At 65.5% G+C, this 18,647-nt stretch carries 16 protein-coding genes; 1 reads left to right on the forward strand and 15 read right to left on the reverse strand.

Annotated elements, in window-relative coordinates; translation table 11 throughout:
* Positions 1-19: 19 nt before the first annotated feature.
* The 9 genes from OP498_RS13190 to OP498_RS13230 form a co-directional block, all read right to left on the reverse strand.
* Positions 20-598, reverse strand: coding sequence for a TetR/AcrR family transcriptional regulator (locus OP498_RS13190; RefSeq protein ID WP_280548582.1), 579 nt, complete (start codon positions 596-598; stop codon positions 20-22).
* Positions 599-655: 57 nt separating this feature from the next.
* Positions 656-1,324 (reverse strand): cupin domain-containing protein, encoded by a 669-nt coding sequence (locus tag OP498_RS13195; protein ID WP_280548584.1) that lies wholly within the window; start codon positions 1,322-1,324, stop codon positions 656-658.
* 58 nt (positions 1,325-1,382) lie between these two features.
* Positions 1,383-2,003 (reverse strand): glutathione S-transferase, encoded by a 621-nt coding sequence (locus tag OP498_RS13200; protein ID WP_280548586.1) that lies wholly within the window; start codon positions 2,001-2,003, stop codon positions 1,383-1,385.
* 442 nt (positions 2,004-2,445) lie between these two features.
* On the reverse strand, positions 2,446-3,252 hold the full coding sequence (locus tag OP498_RS13205; protein WP_280548588.1) for a dienelactone hydrolase family protein: 807 nt from the start codon (positions 3,250-3,252) through the stop codon (positions 2,446-2,448).
* Positions 3,253-3,426: 174 nt separating this feature from the next.
* Positions 3,427-5,019: an ABC-F family ATPase gene (locus OP498_RS13210; RefSeq protein ID WP_280553826.1), complete on the reverse strand. Its 1,593-nt coding sequence runs from the start codon at positions 5,017-5,019 to the stop codon at positions 3,427-3,429.
* A gap of 229 nt (positions 5,020-5,248) precedes the next feature.
* A complete protein-coding gene (locus OP498_RS13215; protein ID WP_280553827.1) occupies positions 5,249-5,749 on the reverse strand; it encodes an NYN domain-containing protein in 501 nt (166 codons plus the stop codon).
* On the reverse strand, positions 5,743-6,207 hold the full coding sequence (locus OP498_RS13220) for a DUF6586 family protein (RefSeq protein ID WP_280553829.1): 465 nt from the start codon (positions 6,205-6,207) through the stop codon (positions 5,743-5,745). The genes OP498_RS13215 and OP498_RS13220 overlap by 7 nt, the downstream gene beginning before the upstream one ends.
* Positions 6,204-8,840 (reverse strand): type I DNA topoisomerase, encoded by a 2,637-nt coding sequence (gene topA, locus OP498_RS13225; protein ID WP_280553831.1) that lies wholly within the window; start codon positions 8,838-8,840, stop codon positions 6,204-6,206. The genes OP498_RS13220 and topA overlap by 4 nt, the downstream gene beginning before the upstream one ends.
* Before the next feature lie 283 nt (positions 8,841-9,123).
* Positions 9,124-11,604 carry a DUF3141 domain-containing protein gene (locus OP498_RS13230; protein WP_280553832.1) on the reverse strand — a complete coding sequence of 827 codons (2,481 nt, stop codon included), beginning with the start codon at positions 11,602-11,604 and terminating at the stop codon, positions 9,124-9,126.
* Between the two features lie 318 nt (positions 11,605-11,922).
* On the opposite strand from OP498_RS13230, the gene lipA reads away from it, so the two are divergent.
* Positions 11,923-12,975 (forward strand): lipoyl synthase, encoded by a 1,053-nt coding sequence (lipA, locus tag OP498_RS13235; protein ID WP_280553833.1) that lies wholly within the window; start codon positions 11,923-11,925, stop codon positions 12,973-12,975.
* A gap of 164 nt (positions 12,976-13,139) precedes the next feature.
* Here lipA and lipB read toward each other — a convergent pair whose 3' ends face one another.
* The 6 genes from lipB to rodA all read right to left on the reverse strand — a co-directional run bounded on the left by lipB (position 13,140) and on the right by rodA (position 18,647).
* Complete coding sequence (gene lipB / locus OP498_RS13240; RefSeq protein ID WP_280553835.1) at positions 13,140-13,820, reverse strand: lipoyl(octanoyl) transferase LipB; 681 nt, start codon at positions 13,818-13,820, stop codon at positions 13,140-13,142.
* The gene (locus tag OP498_RS13245; RefSeq protein ID WP_280553837.1) at positions 13,820-14,131 is read right to left on the reverse strand and encodes a DUF493 domain-containing protein; all 312 of its coding nucleotides are present in this window, start codon (positions 14,129-14,131) and stop codon (positions 13,820-13,822) included. Before OP498_RS13245 ends, lipB begins: the two co-directional genes overlap by 1 nt.
* A 70-nt stretch (positions 14,132-14,201) precedes the next feature.
* Positions 14,202-15,404 carry a D-alanyl-D-alanine carboxypeptidase family protein gene (locus OP498_RS13250; protein ID WP_280548606.1) on the reverse strand — a complete coding sequence of 401 codons (1,203 nt, stop codon included), beginning with the start codon at positions 15,402-15,404 and terminating at the stop codon, positions 14,202-14,204.
* A 53-nt stretch (positions 15,405-15,457) separates the two neighbouring features.
* Positions 15,458-16,393 (reverse strand): septal ring lytic transglycosylase RlpA family protein, encoded by a 936-nt coding sequence (locus OP498_RS13255; RefSeq protein ID WP_280548608.1) that lies wholly within the window; start codon positions 16,391-16,393, stop codon positions 15,458-15,460.
* Entirely contained in the window at positions 16,390-17,424 is a 1,035-nt protein-coding gene (gene mltB / locus OP498_RS13260; RefSeq protein ID WP_280548610.1) for a lytic murein transglycosylase B, read from the reverse strand. Before mltB ends, OP498_RS13255 begins: the two co-directional genes overlap by 4 nt.
* A 62-nt stretch (positions 17,425-17,486) precedes the next feature.
* On the reverse strand, positions 17,487-18,647 hold the full coding sequence (rodA, locus tag OP498_RS13265; protein ID WP_280548611.1) for a rod shape-determining protein RodA: 1,161 nt from the start codon (positions 18,645-18,647) through the stop codon (positions 17,487-17,489).

An 18,647-nucleotide genomic window follows, 5' to 3' on the forward strand; every position in this document is an offset into this window, starting at 1 on the left:
CAGTGTCGTCGGGCTTATACTAGAATGCGCGCGCATGGCAGCGGGCGCTCAGGAGCCGCGTGGCGCCGTCAAACACGGCGGGATCTTCTTCGGTGCGCGCTGCCAGATGGGCACCTTCCAGCGTGGCCAGGGTGGCGTGCGCCTCATCGGTCGGATCCTGGATGGCCACGATTGATCCATCCCTTTGCCCCAGTTCGAACATAGCCGTAAGCCATTGCAGTACCATGACGCGAACGGCACCGACTTTGGCGATAACCGCATCGGACAGGCTTTCGCGGCAGATTGAAAAGGCAACACACAGGCACACGGTCTGGCCATCATGCAGCGCCGAGCGATACAGGGCAATCAGTGCCTTGAAGCGTGCGCCGGCGCTGGAATGGGTTGATTCTATCCCGGCCAGGCCATGCTGCAGATTGGTCTGATAGCGCTCAATCAAGGCCTCGGAGAGGTTCGCTTTGGTGGGGAAGTGATAGTGAATCGAGGCCTTCCGAATGCCGATGGCCTCAGCCAGATCCGCATAGCTGAACCCGTCAAAGCCCCGTGACCGGACGCTGTGCTCGGCAAGATCCATCAGGGCGGTTCTGGTATCACGGTTCATGGTCATTCACCTGTCTATGTCACCTATCCATGTGGTTCACTCGCGCTATTGCCGGGCTCATACTGCCGGTGCCCCGGCAAATCGCAGGTGCCCGGTCTTCATCCAGAGCTTCGCGCCATCGTCCCCGGCCCGCGCGGACAACGTTTGCCCTTCGGGCAGGCGCAGCCAGTCATGCCGGCCCAGCACCTCGCCGTCCACCGTGACCGTGCCGTCGATCACCAGCAGCTCGATTCCGCCGGGTGCCTCCGAGGTCAGTGTCGCCTTCGCATCGAGCTTGCTGTAGGTGACAATCTCACGGTCGTCCTCGTGCAGCTTTGCGGTGGCAACGCCGTCCACCGGGGCACCCAGCCCGGCTTCCATGTTCTTGCTGAACTGGGTACGGTCGGCCAGGTCGAACTGCCAGAGTTTTACAAAAATCGTGCACCCCTCCTCAGAGCGCGGGATATGTGACGTGGTCGGGGGGTTGCGCACATAGGTGCCGGCAGGGAAGTCACCGTGCTCATCCTGGAATACGCCCTCCAGTACGATGAATTCCTCGCCCCCGGTATGGGTGTGCGCCGAGAAATGGCTGCCCGGTGCATACCGCACGATGGTGGTGGCGCGGGCAACTTCATCCCCGATCCGGTCCAGCATGCGCCGCTCCACCCCTTTCATGGGTGACGGCTGCCATTCAAGCTGATCGGAATGCACGACAACCGGTTTGGAGAAATTAGCATTGATCTCCATGAGATTGCCTCCCTTTATTCATGTGTTCAATTCATGTGTTGAACCTGAATGTCCCGGCTCATCCGGCAATGGACGGACGGGCTGCGACTTTTGCGCGCCAGGCCCGGAGGTTGCTCAGGGACCCGGGAATATCAACCTTGGCAAAATCCGCAAACACCAGGCCGGCATAGGTGGTGATATCCGCCACCGAGAAGCTGTCGCCCGCAACAAACTCATTGTCTGCCAGAACACTGTCCAGGTAGGCCATGGTGGCGCTGGCAATTTCTTTCTGTTTGTTACCCCATTCAGCGCATTGCCAGGTCTCCAGATCCGGGCCGAGCCCCGGGGTTGCGTGGTGGAAATAGGCACCCACGGCGTTCATCAGACCGTTTTCTACCCGCAGATTCATCATCGCAATGCAGGCGCGCTCCTTTGGGGTTGTACCCGTGAGGGAGGGGCCATCAAAGACCCCGTCGATATATTCGGTGATGGCGTTGCACTGGGCGATGCAGGTACCGTCGTCAAGCTCCAGCATGGGCACGGTGGCATCCGGGTTCTTTGCCCGGAACTCCTCGGAACGGTGTTCGGCCCCCATCACATCCACCGGGACAAATTCCACCTGATTCGTTGCGCCTTTTTCTGCCAGGGCAATGCGAACGCGCAGCGGGTTCGGGAAGCCTTCGGTATCGTGGACCTTCATTGGTTGACCTCTAGCAATGTTGAGTGAGTGCAAGACCCACCCTACCTACTGGTAGGTTGATTTGCAAGAGGCAGCCATGAATCGAGTGTGTCGGTTGAGATGCTGGAAAACGTTGGTCGGCTGGTTCCGACATAAGGCCTGCGGACGCCTCGGGCCGACCCAATGGGGGGAAAGGCGCCGTATATCAAAAAAACCGACTCAGCGGTCAGAAGTAAGTATCCCCCGGCAAAGCCGGGGGATTACCTTATTTATTTACTCTATTTATTTACTGTGCGATTGGCGCCGCCAGGCGCCCAGTGTATCGCTGATGTATCGCGCAGCAAGCTGTGCTCATACAACATTACCGCTTTTTGCATGGATAAGGCTCTCATCGGGCCGAAAGCGCTTTACCCGATGAGAGACTTTGTTCGTGCAATCGCCCTGGTTTTTGCTCCCGCCTGTATTACTGGGCGAAAATCGCCTTGTAGAAACGCATGGTGCCATCCCAGGAACGGCTGGCGGCCTCTTCGTCATAACCAACCGGCATGCCGAACTGCTCGGCGACCTTGTCAGCGCTCGGGTTGGTGAATGAGTGCAGCACTCCGGGAAAGCTCACCAGGGTTAAGTCGACTTCAGCATCCTGCATCTCTTTTACCAGGCCTGCGACCTGATCGGAGGGGACCAGCTTGTCGGCACCGCCTGTGTACACCTGGATTCTGGCTTTCACGGATCCGGGTTCAGCCGTGAGGGGGCTGCCGAGAACCCCATGGAAGCTGACGACGCCATCCAGATCCACGCCCATGCGTGCCATGTTCAGAACTACGCCGCCGCCAAAGCAATAGCCTTGTGCCGCAATACGGGAAGCATCCACGCTCTCGTGGCTCTTCAGGATGTCCATCGCCTTCATGAAGCGTGCCTTGACCTGGTCCATGTCCCTGGTTGCTTCCTGCATGAACTTCTGGGCAGTATCAGGGTGTTCCGCCTGCTTGCCTGAGCCATACATGTCCAGCGCAAACGCTGTATAGCCGGCGGAAGCAAGACGTTCTGCCTGATTCCGGGCGAATTCATTGTGCCCCCACCATTCATGAACCACCAGAACGCCCGGACGTTTCTGCTCGAACTCATCATCCCAGGCCATATAGCCGGTGAAGGTCTCGTCGCCGACTTGATACTCGATGGTGCTGGTTTGCATTTCTGCCATCACCTGCGTACTTGCAACAGTGAGTGAAAGCGTTGCCGCTACCAATGCTGTTTTCAGGCTGCTCATCATCTGTTTACTCCTATTTGGTCGGATTATGTCTTTGAGTACGAAGATGCATCTGCCAAGGTTCACAGGACGTTTTACCGGATGAGCCGGCGCGAAATCAATCACTCGCCCGATACGCTGTTCTCGCCTTTGCTGTCAGAAAGCGCAGGACCATGGCCCTGGGAGCTCTGCGTGCTGTCACCCGAATAACCCCTGGCTGCGCAGGTAGTCATCGTAACTGCCGCTGAAGTCGGTAGTCCCCTGCTCGCTCATGTCCAGGATGCGGGTCGCCAGGGAGGAGACGAACTCGCGGTCATGGCTGACGAAGATCAGGGTGCCGGGGTAGTTCGCCAGGGCCAGATTGAGCGCCTCGATGGACTCCATGTCCAGGTGGTTGGTGGGCTCGTCCATCAGCAGCACGTTGGGCCGGGTCAGGGCCAGCTTGCCGAACAGCATGCGGCCCTGCTCGCCGCCGGAGATCACCTTCACCGACTTGCCGATGTCGTCGCTGGAGAACAGCATCCTGCCCAGGGCGCCGCGCACCTCCTGCTCCCCGCCCTGGGTCCACTGGGACATCCACTCGAACAGGGTGGCGTCGTTGGCGAAGTCGTCCGCGTGGTCCTGGGCGAAGATGCCGAGTTGGGCACTGTCGGTCCAGCGCACCGCGCCGGCATCGGGATGCAGCTCGCCGGCCAGGGTGCGCAACAAGGTCGTCTTGCCGATCCCGTTGGGACCGATGATGGCGATGCGTTCGCCGGCTTCCACGGTCATCGAGAGGCGCTCGATGAGCGGTGCCTCCTCGGCGAACCCCTTGGTGACGGACTCGACGTTGACCGCGTTACGATGGATCTTCCTGGCCTGCTCGAAGCGGATGAAGGGGCTGACCCGGCTGGAGGGCTTGATCTCCTCGAGCTTGATCCTGTCGATCTGCCGCGCCCGGGAGGTCGCCTGTTTGGCCTTCGAGGCATTGGCCGAGAAACGGCTGACGAAGGCCTGCAGCTCGGCGATCTGCGTCTTCTTCTTGGCGTTGTCGGCGTGCTGGCGTTCGCGGACGGCGGTGGCGGCCGTCATGTAGTCATCGTAGTTGCCGGGAAACAGCGTGATCTCGCCGTAGTCCAGGTCCGCCATGTGGGTGCAGACGCTGTTGAGGAAGTGGCGGTCGTGGGAAATGATGATCATGGTGCTATTGCGCGCGGTGAGCATGTCCTCCAGCCAGCGGATGGTGTTGATGTCCAGGTGGTTGGTAGGCTCGTCGAGCAGCAGCACATCGGGGTCGGCGAACAGCGCCTGGGCGAGCAGCACACGCAGCTTCCAGCCCGGCGCGATCTCACTCATGGGGCCTGCGTGCTGGCGCAACGGGATGCCGAGCCCCAGCAGCAGCTCGCCGGCCCGGGACTCGGCGGTATAGCCGTCGAGCTCGGCGAAGCGCACCTCGAGGTCGGCCACGGCCATGCCGTCCGCCTCGCGCATCTCGGGCAGCGAGTAGATGCGCTCGCGCTCGGCCGCCACCTGCCACAGCTCGGCATTGCCCATGATCACGGTGTCGATGACCCGCTCGTCCTCGAAGGCGAACTGGTCCTGGCGCAGCTTGCCGAGCCGGGCACCGGACTCGACCATCACCTGTCCCGAGGAGGGCTCCAGGTCACCGCCGAGGATCTTCATGAAGGTGGACTTGCCGCAGCCGTTGGCCCCGATCAGGCCGTAACGGTTGCCATTGCCGAACTTGACGGAGACATTCTCGAACAGCGGCTTGGCGCCGAACTGCATGGTGATGTTGGCGGTGGAGATCAATGAAGGGTCCAGGTCAGTGCATGAAACGGGGGCGCGATTGTACCGGTTATCGCCAACACTCACACCCATCATGGCTGACAGAAGCGAGGAGCGCCGGGGGTCAGGCCGGAGAGGAGGTCCTACGCCAGGGATGGCGTCGGTAGCGTACAAGGATGTATTCACAGCGCCTCTTCGAAGGCCTGCCGCCGGATCAGCTCCGAGTAGAACCACTCACTGAGATAGGCTTTGCCTAAAGCAACAACTCCCCCTCGATGGGCACGAAGCGGCTGGCCGCGCGGATCAGCGAATCGGCGGTGAGCCGCTCCACGCCGACCACCTCCACCTCCACCCCATGGCGCTCGCGCAGCCGCTCGACCAGCAGGTCGAAGTCGCCGTCGCCGGAGACCAACACCACCCGATCGACCCGCGGCGCGGCCTCCATGGCGTCCAGGGCGATGCCCACGTCCCAGTCGCCCTTGGCCGAGCCATCACGGCGCTGGATATAAGGCTTGAGCTTCACGGTGAAGCCGATGCCTCGCAGGATGTCCTGGAACTGGCGCTGCCTGGGGTCGCCGCGCTCCACCGCGTAGGCGTTGGCCACCACCACCTCCCGACCGGCCGCGAAGCGCGCCCAGAAGGCGTTGTAGTCGAAGTGCCGGCCAAAGGCCTCGCGGGTGGTGTAGTAGACATTCTGGACGTCGACCAGGATGGCGACGCGCTCCCTGGCCGCCTGACGCGCGTTCGCTACCATTCCTCGCTGGTCTCGCGCAGGGCGGCGATCTCGGTCTTGGCCTCGGCGAGGCAGGCGCGCAGCTCCTCCCCCAGCGCCGCACCGCTGCCCACGGCGATCAACCCCCGGGCAGCGCCCGTAGCGCGACGGGCCACGCCGTCGGTGCCATGCAGGGCCTCGAGCTTGCCGATCAGCCAGGCAAGCCAGCTGTCGGGACGCGCGACCAGCTCGCGCAGCCGGTGCAGCTCGGCAATGCCGGCGCCCTCGGGGCCCAGCAGTTCGCGCCAGTCATGACGCTCCAGGTGGGCATGCTCGGTGACCTCGCGCAGCAGAGACTGCAGCGCCAGCTCGGCCAGCGCCAGGCTGCCCTCCTCCGCGGCCATGCGCCGCGCCTCGCCGTGCTCGTCGTCGCCGGCCGGCAGCGCGAGCAGCAGCTCCGCCTGGTAGAGCAGCTGGTTGGTGCGGGATCTTGGGGTCACTTACGCTTGTCCTCCACCTGCCATTTGCTGCCATCGAAGCTCGCTCGCCAGCCAGTGGCCTTGCCGCCCTCATCGGTCATCACGAACTGCTCACGCGCCTTGCGCGAGAAGCGGATCTGCGCCGGGCGACCGTCCGGATCCTCGCTGGGGGCGTCGAGCAGGTAGCGGTACTTGTCGGGCAGCGCCTCGGCATGCGCCTTGAGCTCCTTGACCAGCGGCGGGCGGGTCTCGCGATTCTTGGGAAACTTGCTCGCCGCCAGGAACAGGCCGCTGGCGCCGTCGCGCAGCACATAGTGGTCATCGACCTTCTGGCACTCGAGCTCCGGCATGGGAATCGGGTCCATCTTGGGCGGCGCCGCCTCGCCGCTGCGCAACAGCTTGCGGGTGTTCTTGCACTCGCTGTTGGTGCAGCCGAAGTACTTGCCGAAACGCCCGGTCTTGAGCTGCATCTCGCTGCCGCACTTGTCGCACTCGATGGTCGGACCGTCATAGCCCTTGATGCGGAACTTGCCCTTCTCGATCTCGTGGCCGTCACAATCCGGGCTGTTGCCGCAGATGTGCAGCTTGCGGGTCTCGTCGATCAGGTAGCTGTCCATGGCGGTGCCGCACTTGGGGCAGCGGTGCTTGGCCCGCAGCGCATCGGTTTCGGCGTCCTCGCCGGCATCCGCGGCCACCGCCTCGTCGCCGGGCAGCAGGTCGATGGTGGTCTTGCAGCGCTCCTTGGGCGGCAGGTTGTAGCCGGAGCAACCCAGGAAGACCCCGGTGGAGGCGGTGCGGATCTGCATCTTGCGCCCGCAGGTCGGGCAATCGATGTCGGTGGGCACCGGCTGGTTGGGCCGCATGCCCTCCTCGCTCTCGGCGACGGCGAGTTCCTTCTTGAACTCGGCGTAGAAGGCATCGAGCAGTGCCTGCCAGTTGCGCTCGCCCTCGGCCACATCATCGAGGCTATCCTCCATGCGGGCGGTGAAGGAGTAGTCCATCAGGTCGGGGAACGACTCCTTGAGCCGCTCGGTGACGATATCGCCGAGCTTCTCGGCATAGAAGCGCCGGTTCTCCAGCTTGACGTAGCCGCGGTCCTGGATGGTGGAGATGATCGAGGCATAGGTGGAGGGGCGGCCGATGCCGCGCTTCTCCAGTTCCTTGACCAGGCTCGCTTCGGTGTAGCGGGCCGCCGGCTTGGTGAAGTGCTGCTGCGGATCGAGCCGCTCCAGGGTCATGGACGTGCCCTCGGCGAGGTCCGGCAACGACTGGTCCTCCTCCTTGCGCCCCATCGGCTTCATCACCCGGGTGTAGCCGTCGAACTTCAGTACCCGCCCCTTGGCACGCAGCTCGAAGCCGTCGACCTCCACGGTCAGGGTGCTGGAGAGGTACTCGGCAGGCGTCATCTGACAGGCCACGAACTGTCGCCAGATCAGCTCATAGAGGCGCTCGGCGTCACGCTCCATGCCGGCCAGGTCGGTGGCCCGGCGAGCGACGTCGGAGGGGCGGATCGCCTCGTGAGCTTCCTGGGCCCCCGCCTTGCTGGAGTAGCGATTGGGCGCCTCGGGCAGGTAGCGCGGGCCGAATTCCGTGCCGATGAACTCGCGCACATTCTCCACCGCATCCTTCGAGAGGTTGGTGGAATCGGTCCGCATGTAGGTGATGTAGCCGGCTTCGTAGAGGCGCTGGGCCAGGGTCATGGTCTTCTTTACCGAGAAGCCCAGCCGGCCACTGGCCGCCTGCTGAAGCGTCGAGGTGATGAGGGGGGCATTGGGCTTGGATCGCGTGGGCTTGTCTTCCCGCGCGGTGATCGCCAGGCTCGCCTGCTTAAGCGCCGCGATGCGCTCCAGCGTCTCGGCTTCGGAGGTGGGCCGGAACGCCTTGCCGTCCTGGCGCACCAGCTCGAAGCGCACCGACGCCTGGTCGTCGCCGGCAGGCCGCAGGTCGGCATGGACGTCCCAGAACTCCTCGGGGATGAAGGCGTGGATCTCGCGCTCGCGTTCGACGATCAGGCGAGTGGCCACCGACTGCACCCGGCCGGCGGAGAGGCCACGGGCGATCTTGGCCCACAGCAGCGGCGAGAGCATGAAGCCCACCACCCGATCGAGGAAGCGACGCGCCTGCTGCGCCTCGACGCGGGGGATGTTCAGGCTGCCGGGATCCTGAAAGGCCTCCTGAATGGCGTTCTTGGTGATCTCGTTGAACACCACCCGCCGGTAGCGGGTCTCGTCGCCACCGATGGTCTCGCGCAGGTGCCAGGCGATGGCCTCCCCCTCGCGGTCAAGGTCGGTAGCAAGATAGACGGCATCGGCCTTCTCGGCGAGCTTCTTGAGCTCGGCTACCACCTTCTCTTTGCCCGGGAGGATCTCGTAATGCGCCTCCCAGCCATGCTCAGGGTCGATGCCCATGCGCCGGATCAACTGGTCATGGGCCTTGTGCTTGCGGTGCTCGGCCTTCTCCTCCGGGGACATCTTGCGGGTCGCCGCGGCCTGACGGGCACGCTCCTTGGGATCCGAGGCTGCCTTGCCGGAGCCGCTGGTCGGCAGGTCACGGATGTGCCCCACGCTCGACTTCACGATGAAGTCGTTGCCGAGATACTTGTTGATCGTCTTGGCCTTGGCCGGCGACTCGACGATGACCAGTGACTTGCCCATAGTGCTCCACTGTGCTGATGGCGCCAGCTCGACGGCCTGCGCCAGACGGTTTCGGCCCGCCCTTCTGTGGCGGGTGAAAAATGCGCTTACCCTACCCCAGCGCTGGCTTTCACGCCAGTCGACGCCCGCAGGCCCCGACAAGGCAGCCACGATCGCCTTGGAGTGGCGGCCTCTTGAACCTAGCCGCCCGGGCAACATCACGCCAAGCCGGAAGAGGCGTCCTCCTCAACGACAGCGCCCCCGCCGGACAAGGGCGGGGGCGCAGATGCCACACTGTGTGAGATCAGCTCTTGCCGGGCTTGCGCGGCGTCCGCCGCCGCGGCGTGGCCCGGCTGGCAGACTTGCGCTTGACCGCCGACCCAGTGCTCGAGGCCGTGCCCTGATCAGCCGGCGAGGTGCTGCTGGCGTCAGTCTCGGTGGCAGACGAGGCCTCGCTGCCCTCGGTGGGCACCTCGCCGGAGATGTTTTCCACAGGGGCCTCGGAGACGGCCTCACTGGCCGGCTCTTGCGCCGGGGCCGCCGGGCTGGCCACCCTGGCCTGAGCCTCCCGACGAGCGTCCTGCTCAGCCTGGGGGGCATGCTGGATGGCCTGGCGAAACAGCTCCTCGATGCGCTCGAAGCGCTCCGCCGCATGTTCGCTCAACTCACCGCTGGCCGCCAGGACATGCTCGATATGCGCCAGGTGGGCATCGATCTGGCTGGCCGTCTGCCCCTTGAGCAGGGTCGGGATAGCCTCCAGTGCTGCCTCATGGTCCTGCTGGAGGGTGAAGAACTGCTCACGCACCATATGCTTGAAGTCGGCCAGCTGGATGCCCGGTTCAAGCTCGGCCCGCGAGGCGCGCAGCCGCTTGAAGTTGCGCTCGTCGCTGGCCGGGGCACCGCCCAGCACATGGATCACTGAACGCATGACCGCCTCGTGGCTGCCTCCCTCGGTGATCGCGTGGTGGACCTCCTCACGGCGACGCTCGATGAAGCGGCGGTGTTCGGGTTCGGCCCCCGGGCGACGGCGATGCACATGGGCGTCGCCCCCCAGGCCGACCATGGCCTGCAGCATCGGCTGGCCGTAGAAGTCGAGGAAGAGACGCTCGCTGCTGCTGTCGCGGAAGTCACGCCAGGCGTTCAGGCTGCGGGTGACCTGGTCGGACTGGATGCCCTCCACGGCACGAAAGACGTTGTCCTCGTGTACCGGGTGGCGGTCGGCGCGCACCTTCTCGGCCAGCACTGGCACCGCGGTCATCAGCGGGTTGCGATCGGACAGTAGGCGGTAGCCCAGACGGTTGGGATGCATGCGCCGCATCCACTTCGCCGACTCGGGCGTTGCCAGGGCCTGGACCCAAGGCTGCACGAAGAGCCGGTAAAGGCCCAGGTTGATCTCGGAGATTCGTGCCACCGTGGCGAAGCGGGTGTCGTCTTCGGGGCGGTGCTGGATCTCCTGATCGAGCTCCTCGATGGTCCGCGGCGTGAACTCCAGTAGGTAGTCGCGCTCGATCAGTTCGGCATCCTCGCGCTCGGCGGCACTGGAGACCGTGGTTTCATAGAGCCCCGGCGGCAAGACGTCGATGTAGTCCATGTTGGCGGTGAACTCGGTATGCTCCTTGCGGGAGACGCTGCCGGACACGAAGATGCCCAGGTGTCCGGTGGTGTCGTGGACGCAATAAACGATGGTCTGCTCGTTGGCGATGATGTCCTCCGCGCCATCGTAGAGGTCACGCACCCAGCCCAGAGCCTGAGGCGGCGGCGTGATGTCGTCGCCCTTCGAACAGAACACCACCACCGGCGAGCGCACGTTGCGCAGATCGATGCGACGCCCATCGGAGGTCACCAGCTGGGCAGTGGAGAGGCGGTTGCCGACGAAGAGGTTATCGACGATGTACTGGATTTCGTCGCCGCCCAGCACGACGTGACCACCCCACCAGCGCTCGAACTCCAGGTAACGCTCCGCCTCGGTGTCGACCTCGGCGTAGAGTCGGTACTGCTTGCTCCACCAGGTATTGGCCGGGTTGAGGCGCTCGAAGTTCTGCACCAGCCAGGCACCATCGAAGAGCCCGGCGCCCATGTCACTCAACAGCGAGGTCATCCAGCTGCCGCCACTCAGGCCCCCGGTATAGCGCATCGGCGCCTTGCCTCGCTCACCGGCCCAGTAGGAGAGCGGCGAGCCGGCGATAAGAATCGGCCCAAAGAGTTCGGGCTCGAGGGCAGCGGCCATCATGATCTGCCAGCCGGCCTGGCAGTTGCCGACCACCATGGGCTTCTCGGAGGTCTTGGGATGGCGCTCGATGACGTGACGCAAGAAGGCGACCTCGGCCTCGACCACGTCCTCGACGGTCTGCCCCGGGACCGGGTAGGGCAAAAACCCGATAAAGTAGCAGGGATGTCCCGCCCTCAGAGCCACGCCGAGCTCGCTATCGGGCTTGAAGCCGCCGATGCCCGGGCCGTGGCCGGCACGCGGGTCCACCACCACGAAGGGGCGCATCTGCAGATCGGTCTCCACCCCCTCGGGCGGCTGGATGCGCATCAGCTCGTAGTTGACCGGGCGGGCCAATTCGCGCCCGTCCACCAGCACCTCGGTATCGAAGCCCAGCACATTGGGCTTGGTCTGCTCGATATGCTCGAGATACTGGTTGCCGCGCTGGCGCATGACATCCATGAAGAGCACGCTGCGCTCCAGGGTATCGCGCCAGTAGTCATGGGCGGCGCGTCCGAAACCGAACGGATCCACGAAGGGCAGCACGCTGGGTGGGGGAGTCGGTATCAGGGCATTCATCTTGTTGAGCTCCAGGATTGCTCACTGACGGTATCGGGCCGGCAGCGATGCATGAAATCGGGCTTTGCTGCAATGCAATATAGCGCATGACGCGACGCACTGCGAGCGCCGGATGCCGGAGTCCTAAGCTGCATTCAGGGCAGCCGCGGCCCGGGGCCGGCTGTCCAGGACAACGAATCTTGTGATATTTTATCAACTCGCGACCCACGACTCATTCGACGTGCCAGGCTGCTTGGAACCGCCGACCGGCGCACTCCCGGAAACCCCGTGGCAGCGCCCGCATGGCGTCGACAGCCGGCGAGCAGAGAGGCTCAATGTATGAGCGACACCCCCTCCCCACGCGTCTCCAGCGGCGAGAAGTACCGCAACGATCATGGCACGGCCGCCATCAAGGACGGCATGAAGGCGCGTCGCCAGGTCGAGGACGGCGGTACCGATGGCCGCAAGCCGAAGTGGCTGCGCGCCCAGATTCCCGGCGGCGAACGCTTCGAGGCGGTCAAGAAGAACGTGGCCACCCATCGTCTCAGCACCGTCTGTGCCGAATCGCACTGTCCCAACCAGGGCGAGTGCTGGAGCAACGGCACCGCGACCATCATGCTGATGGGCTCAGTGTGCACCCGGGCCTGCCGCTTCTGCGCGGTGGATACCGGCAATCCCCGGGGCTGGCTGGACACGGAAGAACCGGAAAATACCGCCCGCTCGGTCGAACTGATGGGCCTGCGCTACATCGTACTGACCTCCGTGGACCGCGATGATCTCCCCGATGGTGGCGCCACCCACTACGCCGACTGCATTCGTGCCATCAAGGCCCGCACGCCCGAGGTGGTCGTCGAGGCGTTGACCCCGGACTTCGATGCCGAGCCTTCGGCGATCGAGCGGGTGGTCGACTCGGGCCTCGAGGTCTTCGCCCAGAACGTCGAGACCGTCGAACGGCTCACCGGGCGGGTCCGCGACCCCCGGGCCGGCTACCGCAAGACCCTGGACGTGCTGGCCCACGCCAAGCGCCACCGGCCGGCGGTGATCACCAAGACCAGCCTGATGCTGGGTCTCGGCGAGACCAAGGAGGAGATCCTCGCGACCTTCGACGACCTGCGGGCCATCGGCGTCGACATCGTGACCCTGGGCCAGTACCTGCGCCCCACGCGCAACCACTTGCCGGTGGAGCGTTGGGTCACCCCGGAGGAGTTCGAGCGCTATCGCGTGCTGGGCCTGGAGAAGGGCTTCATGGAGGTACCGTCCGGCCCCCTGGTGCGCTCCAGCTACCGGGCCGACCGGGTGTTCGAGAAGAATAACCTGGGCCTGGCGGCCCCCGCCGAGGTACCCGGCCAGTCGACCGACCCGAACCGCATCGATGCGGTCAACGTGGGCTAAGTGCCGAGCGCCGAGCGCCGAGCGCCGAGCGCCGAGCGCCGAGCGCCGAGCGCCGAGCGCCGAGCGAACAGCATGATGTCTCTGCCACCTCTGGTGTCAACGCAAAGCCCCCTCTGGATGCTTGGTCCAGCGGGGGCTTCTTCTACCTCAGCACCGGCAGCCCATCACAGGTCAGCTTGGCGGCTCGGCGCATGGCTGCTTGGCGCTTTTAACTCACGCCCCAACTCCCGCGCCAGGCACTCGGCCAGGCGCTCCCCCACCGTCTCGACGCCAGGGCAGTCATCGCTCAGGTCGGCCAGCCGCGTCATGGCCATGCCGGCATAGCCGCAGGGGTTGATGCGCAGGAACGGAGAAAGGTCGCCATCGACATTGAGGGCCACCCCATGGAAGCTGGCGCCGCGGCGGATCCTCAGCCCCAGCGAGGCGATCTTGGCCTCGCCCACATAGACGCCGGGCGCATCGGGGCGGGCGTGGGCCACCACGCCATGCTCGGCCAGTACGGCAATTACCGCATTCTCCAGGGCAGTGACCAGGTCGCGCACGCCCAGCCGTGAGCGCCGCACGTCGAGCAGCGGATAGAGCACGACCTGGCCGGGGCCATGGTAGGTCACCTGCCCGCCGCGGTCGGTGGCCACGACCGGGATGTTGCCGGGCATCAACAGGTGTTCGGGCTTGCCGGCCTGACCCTGGGTGAACACCGGGTCGTGCTCGACCAGCCAGAACTGATCGGGAGTCTGCGCATCGCGGCCGTCGGTGAGGTCGCGCATGGCCTGCCAGACGGGCGTATAGGGCCGACGACCCAGGCGATGCAAGCGGATCGGCGCCACAGCGCTCTCGCTTGCCATCAGACGACCATGTGCACGCGGCCGGTAGCCTTGAGCTCGTCGAAAAGCGCTTTCAGCTGCACCTCGCCGGTGGCGCGGATCGTCAGGCGCACCGACTGGAAGCGGCCTTGGCGGCTGGGGACCACCTGGATGGCGCTCGCGTCGAAGGCCGGATCATGCCGGATGACGATCTGGCAGACCGTGGCGGCGAGGTCCTCGGCGGCATCACCGACGACCTTGATCGGGTAGTCGCAGGGAAAGGTGATCTTCGGCGGCTTGCCACCCGCCTGGCGACGGGGCTTGCGAAGATCACGCAGGGAGTTGTCGTTCATGAAGCCTTCCGGCGGGTCGGGGATATCTCCCTATTTTACCCAACCCGGCGCGGGGAGACCAACGCCGACCCTAGTCGAACCAGCCGCCGATCAGGTTGGTGAAGAAACGCTGCACCTGGTCGAAGAGGCGCTTGAACCACCCGCCCTCCTCGATGCTCTCGAGGGCGACCAGCGGGCGCTCGCCGACCATCTCATCGCCCTGGCGCACCTCCATGGTCCCTACCCGATCCCCGGCGGCGATGGGCGCGGTGAGATCGGCCCGGATGTCGAGCTTGGCGGTTAGCTCCGCGCTGCGGGCGCGCGGCACGGTCATGACCACGTCGTGGTCGACGCCGACGCGCAGCTCGTTCTTGTCGCCGCCCCACACCCGCGGCGTATTGAGCACGGCACCGGCATCATAGAGCTTGAGGCTCTCGTAGTAGCGGAAGCCGTAGCTGAGCAGCTTCTGGGTCTCCTGGGCGCGGGCCTCATCGGATGCGGTGCCCATGACCACCGAGATCAAGCGCATGTCGTCACGCTTGGCGGAGGCCACCAGGCAGTAGCCCGCGGACTCGGTCCAGCCGGTCTTCAGGCCGTCGACGCTGCTGTCGCGCCACAGCAGGCGGTTGCGGTTGGGCTGCTCGATGCCGCCATAGCTGAACTGCTTGCGGGCGTAGGTCGCGTAGTGGTCCGGGTAGTCGTTGATGATGTGCTGGGAGAGCAGCGCCAGGTCGCGGGCCGAGGAGTAGTGGTTGTCGTCGGGCAGGCCGGTGGCATTGACGAAGTTGGTGTTATGCATGCCCAGCCGGGTGGCGTGCTGGTTCATCAGGTCGGCGAAGGGCCGCTCGCCACCAGCCAGATGCTCGGCCATCGCCACGCTGGCATCGTTGCCCGAGACGATGATGATCCCTTGCAGCAATTCGGAAACCGGCACCTGGGTGTCGACCTCGATGAACATCTTGGAGCCGCCGGTGCGCCAGGCCTTCTCGCTCACGGGCACCAGGTCATCCGGGGCGATGTTGCCCTGGTTGAGCTCGCGCTCCACCAGGTAGGCCGTCATCAGCTTGGTCAGGCTGGCCGGCGGCAGGCGTTCGTCGGCGTTGTGTTCGACCAGCACTCGGCCGCTGCCGGCATCCATCAGGATCCAGGAACTCGCGGCCAGCTGCGGCGGCGAGGGAATCATGGTCTGCGGCGTCGGGATCACCTGGGCCGCGGCCTGTGACACGACCAACAGCAGGCTGACCAGCAGCAGCGGCAACAACCGGCGGCGGCGGAAGAAAAGCGTGAATCTCATGGCAAGGACTCTCATCAAGGGCATCGCAGGGTGGTTCGGTAAGAGGCGCCGACTCAGTCGGCATCGTTGACGACAAAGGCCTGGGCAAAGCCGGCCCGGCGCAGCTGCTCGCGGACCGGATCGACCTGGCCGGCATGCTCCAGGGGACCGACCTGGACACGATGAAGGCCGGTGGCACTGGCGACGCGCACGGGCCGATCGATCTCGCCCTCCAGGCGCGACTTCAGCTGACGGGCACTGTCGGCAGAGCCCAGGGCCGCCACCTGCAGGAAGACACCGCCCCCTGTCGTCCGCTGCTCTCGCCCGGCCTCTGGCACGGCGGCGGCCGTCTGGCGGGGTGGCCCCTCCCCGCGGGGAGGAGCCCGCTCCGCGGGGCGGGGGGCACCGCCATGCTCGGCGATCCAGCGCTCCACGTCGATGGCCTCGACCTTAACCCGGCCGGTGCCCTGTTCGAGGATGCCCAGGCGCGCCGCCGCCGCATAGGAGAGGTCGATCTCGCGATCGCTGTGGAAGGGCCCGCGGTCGTTGACCCGCACGATCACCGAACGGGCGTTGTTCAGGCTGGTGACACGGACGAAGCTGGGCAGGGGCAAGGAACGGTGGGCGGCGCTCATCTTGTACATGTCATAGATCTCGCCGTTGGAGGTCGCATAGCCGTGGAACTTCTCGCCGTACCAGGAGGCCCTGCCCTGGCGACTGTAGCCACGTGCATCCTCCAGCACCTCATAGCGCTTGCCCCATACCTCATAGGGCGAGGCATTGCCTCCCCGGGAGCGCGACTCGTGACGCGGCACCGCGTCGGGCACCTCGGCGACATCGGGCGGATCCTCGGGATAGGCGTCACCGGTCAGGGCATAGCGCTCGCCACCTCCCGAGGCGACCGGTGCCTTGCTGGATGCCTCACCGGAGGTAGGACGCGACCCGCCACCGCCCCCGGCACAGCCGGCCAGCAGCAGCAACACGCTCAGGGCGGCACAGGTGCGTCTCATGAAGCCTCCTCCGGGGTGGTGTCGGTGGCGTCGAGCCAGTGGGCCTCCCGACCCCGTGCATCGGCCATCGCCTCGGCCAGCTCGGTCACCGCCATGGCATAGAGGTGACTGTGGTTATAGCGGGTGATCACGTAGAAATTGTGCTCGCCGAGTACGTAACGCCAGGCGTCATCGCCAACCTCCAGCGCCACCGGCAGCAGTCGATGATCGTCGGCCAGCGCGTCCGGGACCTCGAGGCCCGCCGCGGCAAGCTCCGCTGCCGGCACCGCGGGGGGCCGTGCGGCGCGATTGAAGTCGACGTCCTCGGGAGGCGTGGCGGGGCCTTCGGCCTCGTGATAGAGGGGCTCGCCGGGCCGCCAGCCATGCTCGGCGAAGTAGTTGGCCACGCTGCCGATGGCGTCCACCGGATTGGTCCAGAGATCGCGCAGGCCATCGCCGTCGAAATCCACCGCGTAGGCCTGGTAGCTGGTGGGAATGAACTGCGGATAGCCCATGGCCCCCGCATAGGAGCCGGTCAGGCTGCCGGGTGAGCGCTGCTGAGCGAAGGCGATCTCCAGAAAGGCGGCCAGCTCACCGCGAAAGAAGCGGCCCCGGCGGGGGTGATGGAAGGCCAGGGTCGCCAGGGAGTCGAGGACCCGGTGGCGACCGGTGACCTCACCGTAGCGGCTCTCCACACCGATGATGGCGGCGATGACCTCCGGTGGCACGCCGTACTCGGCCTCCGCCCTCGCGAAGGCCGCCGGGTGGGCCTCGATGAAGGCCACCCCGTTAGCGATGCGCGGGGCATCCAGGAAGATGGCGCGATACTCGTGCCAGGTCAGGCGCCGTTCGGCGGCGCCGGCCATGGCATCCAGCACCGGCTGGCGGAATTCGGCGTCTGCCAGGGCGGCCTGGAGCCAGTCGCGACCGATGCCTTTCTCGACCAGCTCCTCCACCAGGCGTCGCGCCTCGGGATGGCGCTGCGGATCGAAGTCCGCCGCCAGACCCGTCGTCGCCCCCCATGCCAGCAGGCCACCCGCGAGCCAGGCCATCCAGCGTTCTCTCCGTGGTGACGACAGCGTCATTTCGGCTCTCCCTGAGTCGTGTCGGTTGCCTAGCGCGGCAGCAGGCGGCGGTGGGCGTGAATGGCCATGAGAATACCGAAACCCGCCATCAAGGTCACGCTGGAGGTCCCCCCGTAGCTAACCAGCGGGAGCGGCACCCCGACCACCGGCAGGATGCCGCTGACCATGCCTACGTTGACGAAGACATAGATGAAGAAGGTCAGGATGATGCTGCCCGCCACCAGGCGCCCGAAGGTTTCCTGGGCGGCGCCGGCGAGCCATAGCCCGCGCCCCACGATCAGCAGGTAGAGCAGCAAGAAGGCCAGCATGCCCACGAGCCCGAACTCCTCGCCGAGCACCGCGACGATGAAGTCGGTATGACGCTCGGGCAGGAACTCCAGCTGCGACTGGGTGCCCTGCAGCCAGCCCTTGCCCCAGAAGCCGCCACTGCCGATGGCGGTGGTCGACTGGATAATGTTCCAGCCCGCCCCCAGCGGGTCGCTCTCGGGGTCGAGGAAGGTCAACACCCGCTGGCGCTGGTAGTTGTGCAGGTTCATCCACAGCAGCGGCAGCGCGGATGCCGCCAGCACGCCGCAGAACAGGATGAAGTGCCAGGAAAGGCCTGCCAGCAGGATCACGAATACCCCCGAACAAGTGACCAGCAGCGAGGTGCCCAGGTCAGGCTGCTTGGCGATCAGCACCACCGGCAGGCCGATGATCGCCACACAGACCAGCAGGTCGCGCCAACGCGGCGGAAGGGGCTGGCGGCTCAGCCAGGCGGCGACCATCATCGGCATGGCCAGCTTCATCAGCTCCGAGGGCTGGAAGCGGATCACCCCGGGAATCACCAGCCAGCGCCGGGCGCCCATGCCCATGTCACCGATCAGTTCCACGGCCACCAGCATCAGCACACCGGCGAGATAGACCAGCGGCGTCCAGCGCAGCAGGGTCGTCGGTGAGAGCTGGGCAAGCCCTGCCATCACCCCCAGGGCCACGCCGAAGCGGATGGCCTGGGCGGTCACCATCGGCAGGCGCTGGCCACTGGCGCTGTAGAGCACCACCAGCCCGGCCAGCATCAGCACCAGCAGCATGCCCATCAGCCAGGGATCCAGGTGAATCCGTTGCCAGAGGCTGCGCCGCCGGGCGATTCCGCTCAGGGAGGGTTTCACGGGATGGGCCCGCAGGCCACGGGTCAGCTCACTCCAGCTCAT

Origin of the sequence: Halomonas sp. 25-S5 (genome assembly GCF_029889845.1) — a bacterium.
Taxonomy (GTDB): domain Bacteria; phylum Pseudomonadota; class Gammaproteobacteria; order Pseudomonadales; family Halomonadaceae; genus Halomonas.

What these genes read in the sequence shown, in the direction of transcription:
- OP498_RS13200 (WP_280548586.1), bottom strand. Translation starts at nt 2,003, where the DNA reads ATGAAGGTCCACGATACCGAAGGCTTCCCGAACCCGCTGCGCGTTCGC.
- OP498_RS13190 (WP_280548582.1), bottom strand. Translation starts at nt 598, where the DNA reads ATGAACCGTGATACCAGAACCGCCCTGATGGATCTTGCCGAGCACAGC.
- OP498_RS13205 (WP_280548588.1), bottom strand. Translation starts at nt 3,252, where the DNA reads ATGATGAGCAGCCTGAAAACAGCATTGGTAGCGGCAACGCTTTCACTC.
- OP498_RS13215 (WP_280553827.1), bottom strand. Translation starts at nt 5,749, where the DNA reads ATGGTAGCGAACGCGCGTCAGGCGGCCAGGGAGCGCGTCGCCATCCTG.
- OP498_RS13250 (WP_280548606.1), bottom strand. Translation starts at nt 15,404, where the DNA reads ATGAGATTCACGCTTTTCTTCCGCCGCCGCCGGTTGTTGCCGCTGCTG.
- mltB (WP_280548610.1), bottom strand. Translation starts at nt 17,424, where the DNA reads ATGGCCTGGCTCGCGGGTGGCCTGCTGGCATGGGGGGCGACGACGGGT.
- lipB (WP_280553835.1), bottom strand. Translation starts at nt 13,820, where the DNA reads ATGGCAAGCGAGAGCGCTGTGGCGCCGATCCGCTTGCATCGCCTGGGT.
- OP498_RS13195 (WP_280548584.1), bottom strand. Translation starts at nt 1,324, where the DNA reads ATGGAGATCAATGCTAATTTCTCCAAACCGGTTGTCGTGCATTCCGAT.
- OP498_RS13230 (WP_280553832.1), bottom strand. Translation starts at nt 11,604, where the DNA reads ATGAATGCCCTGATACCGACTCCCCCACCCAGCGTGCTGCCCTTCGTG.
- OP498_RS13255 (WP_280548608.1), bottom strand. Translation starts at nt 16,393, where the DNA reads ATGAGACGCACCTGTGCCGCCCTGAGCGTGTTGCTGCTGCTGGCCGGC.
- topA (WP_280553831.1), bottom strand. Translation starts at nt 8,840, where the DNA reads ATGGGCAAGTCACTGGTCATCGTCGAGTCGCCGGCCAAGGCCAAGACG.
- lipA (WP_280553833.1), top strand. Translation starts at nt 11,923, where the DNA reads ATGAGCGACACCCCCTCCCCACGCGTCTCCAGCGGCGAGAAGTACCGC.
- OP498_RS13245 (WP_280553837.1), bottom strand. Translation starts at nt 14,131, where the DNA reads ATGAACGACAACTCCCTGCGTGATCTTCGCAAGCCCCGTCGCCAGGCG.
- rodA (WP_280548611.1), bottom strand. Translation starts at nt 18,647, where the DNA reads ATGAGCTGGAGTGAGCTGACCCGTGGCCTGCGGGCCCATCCCGTGAAA.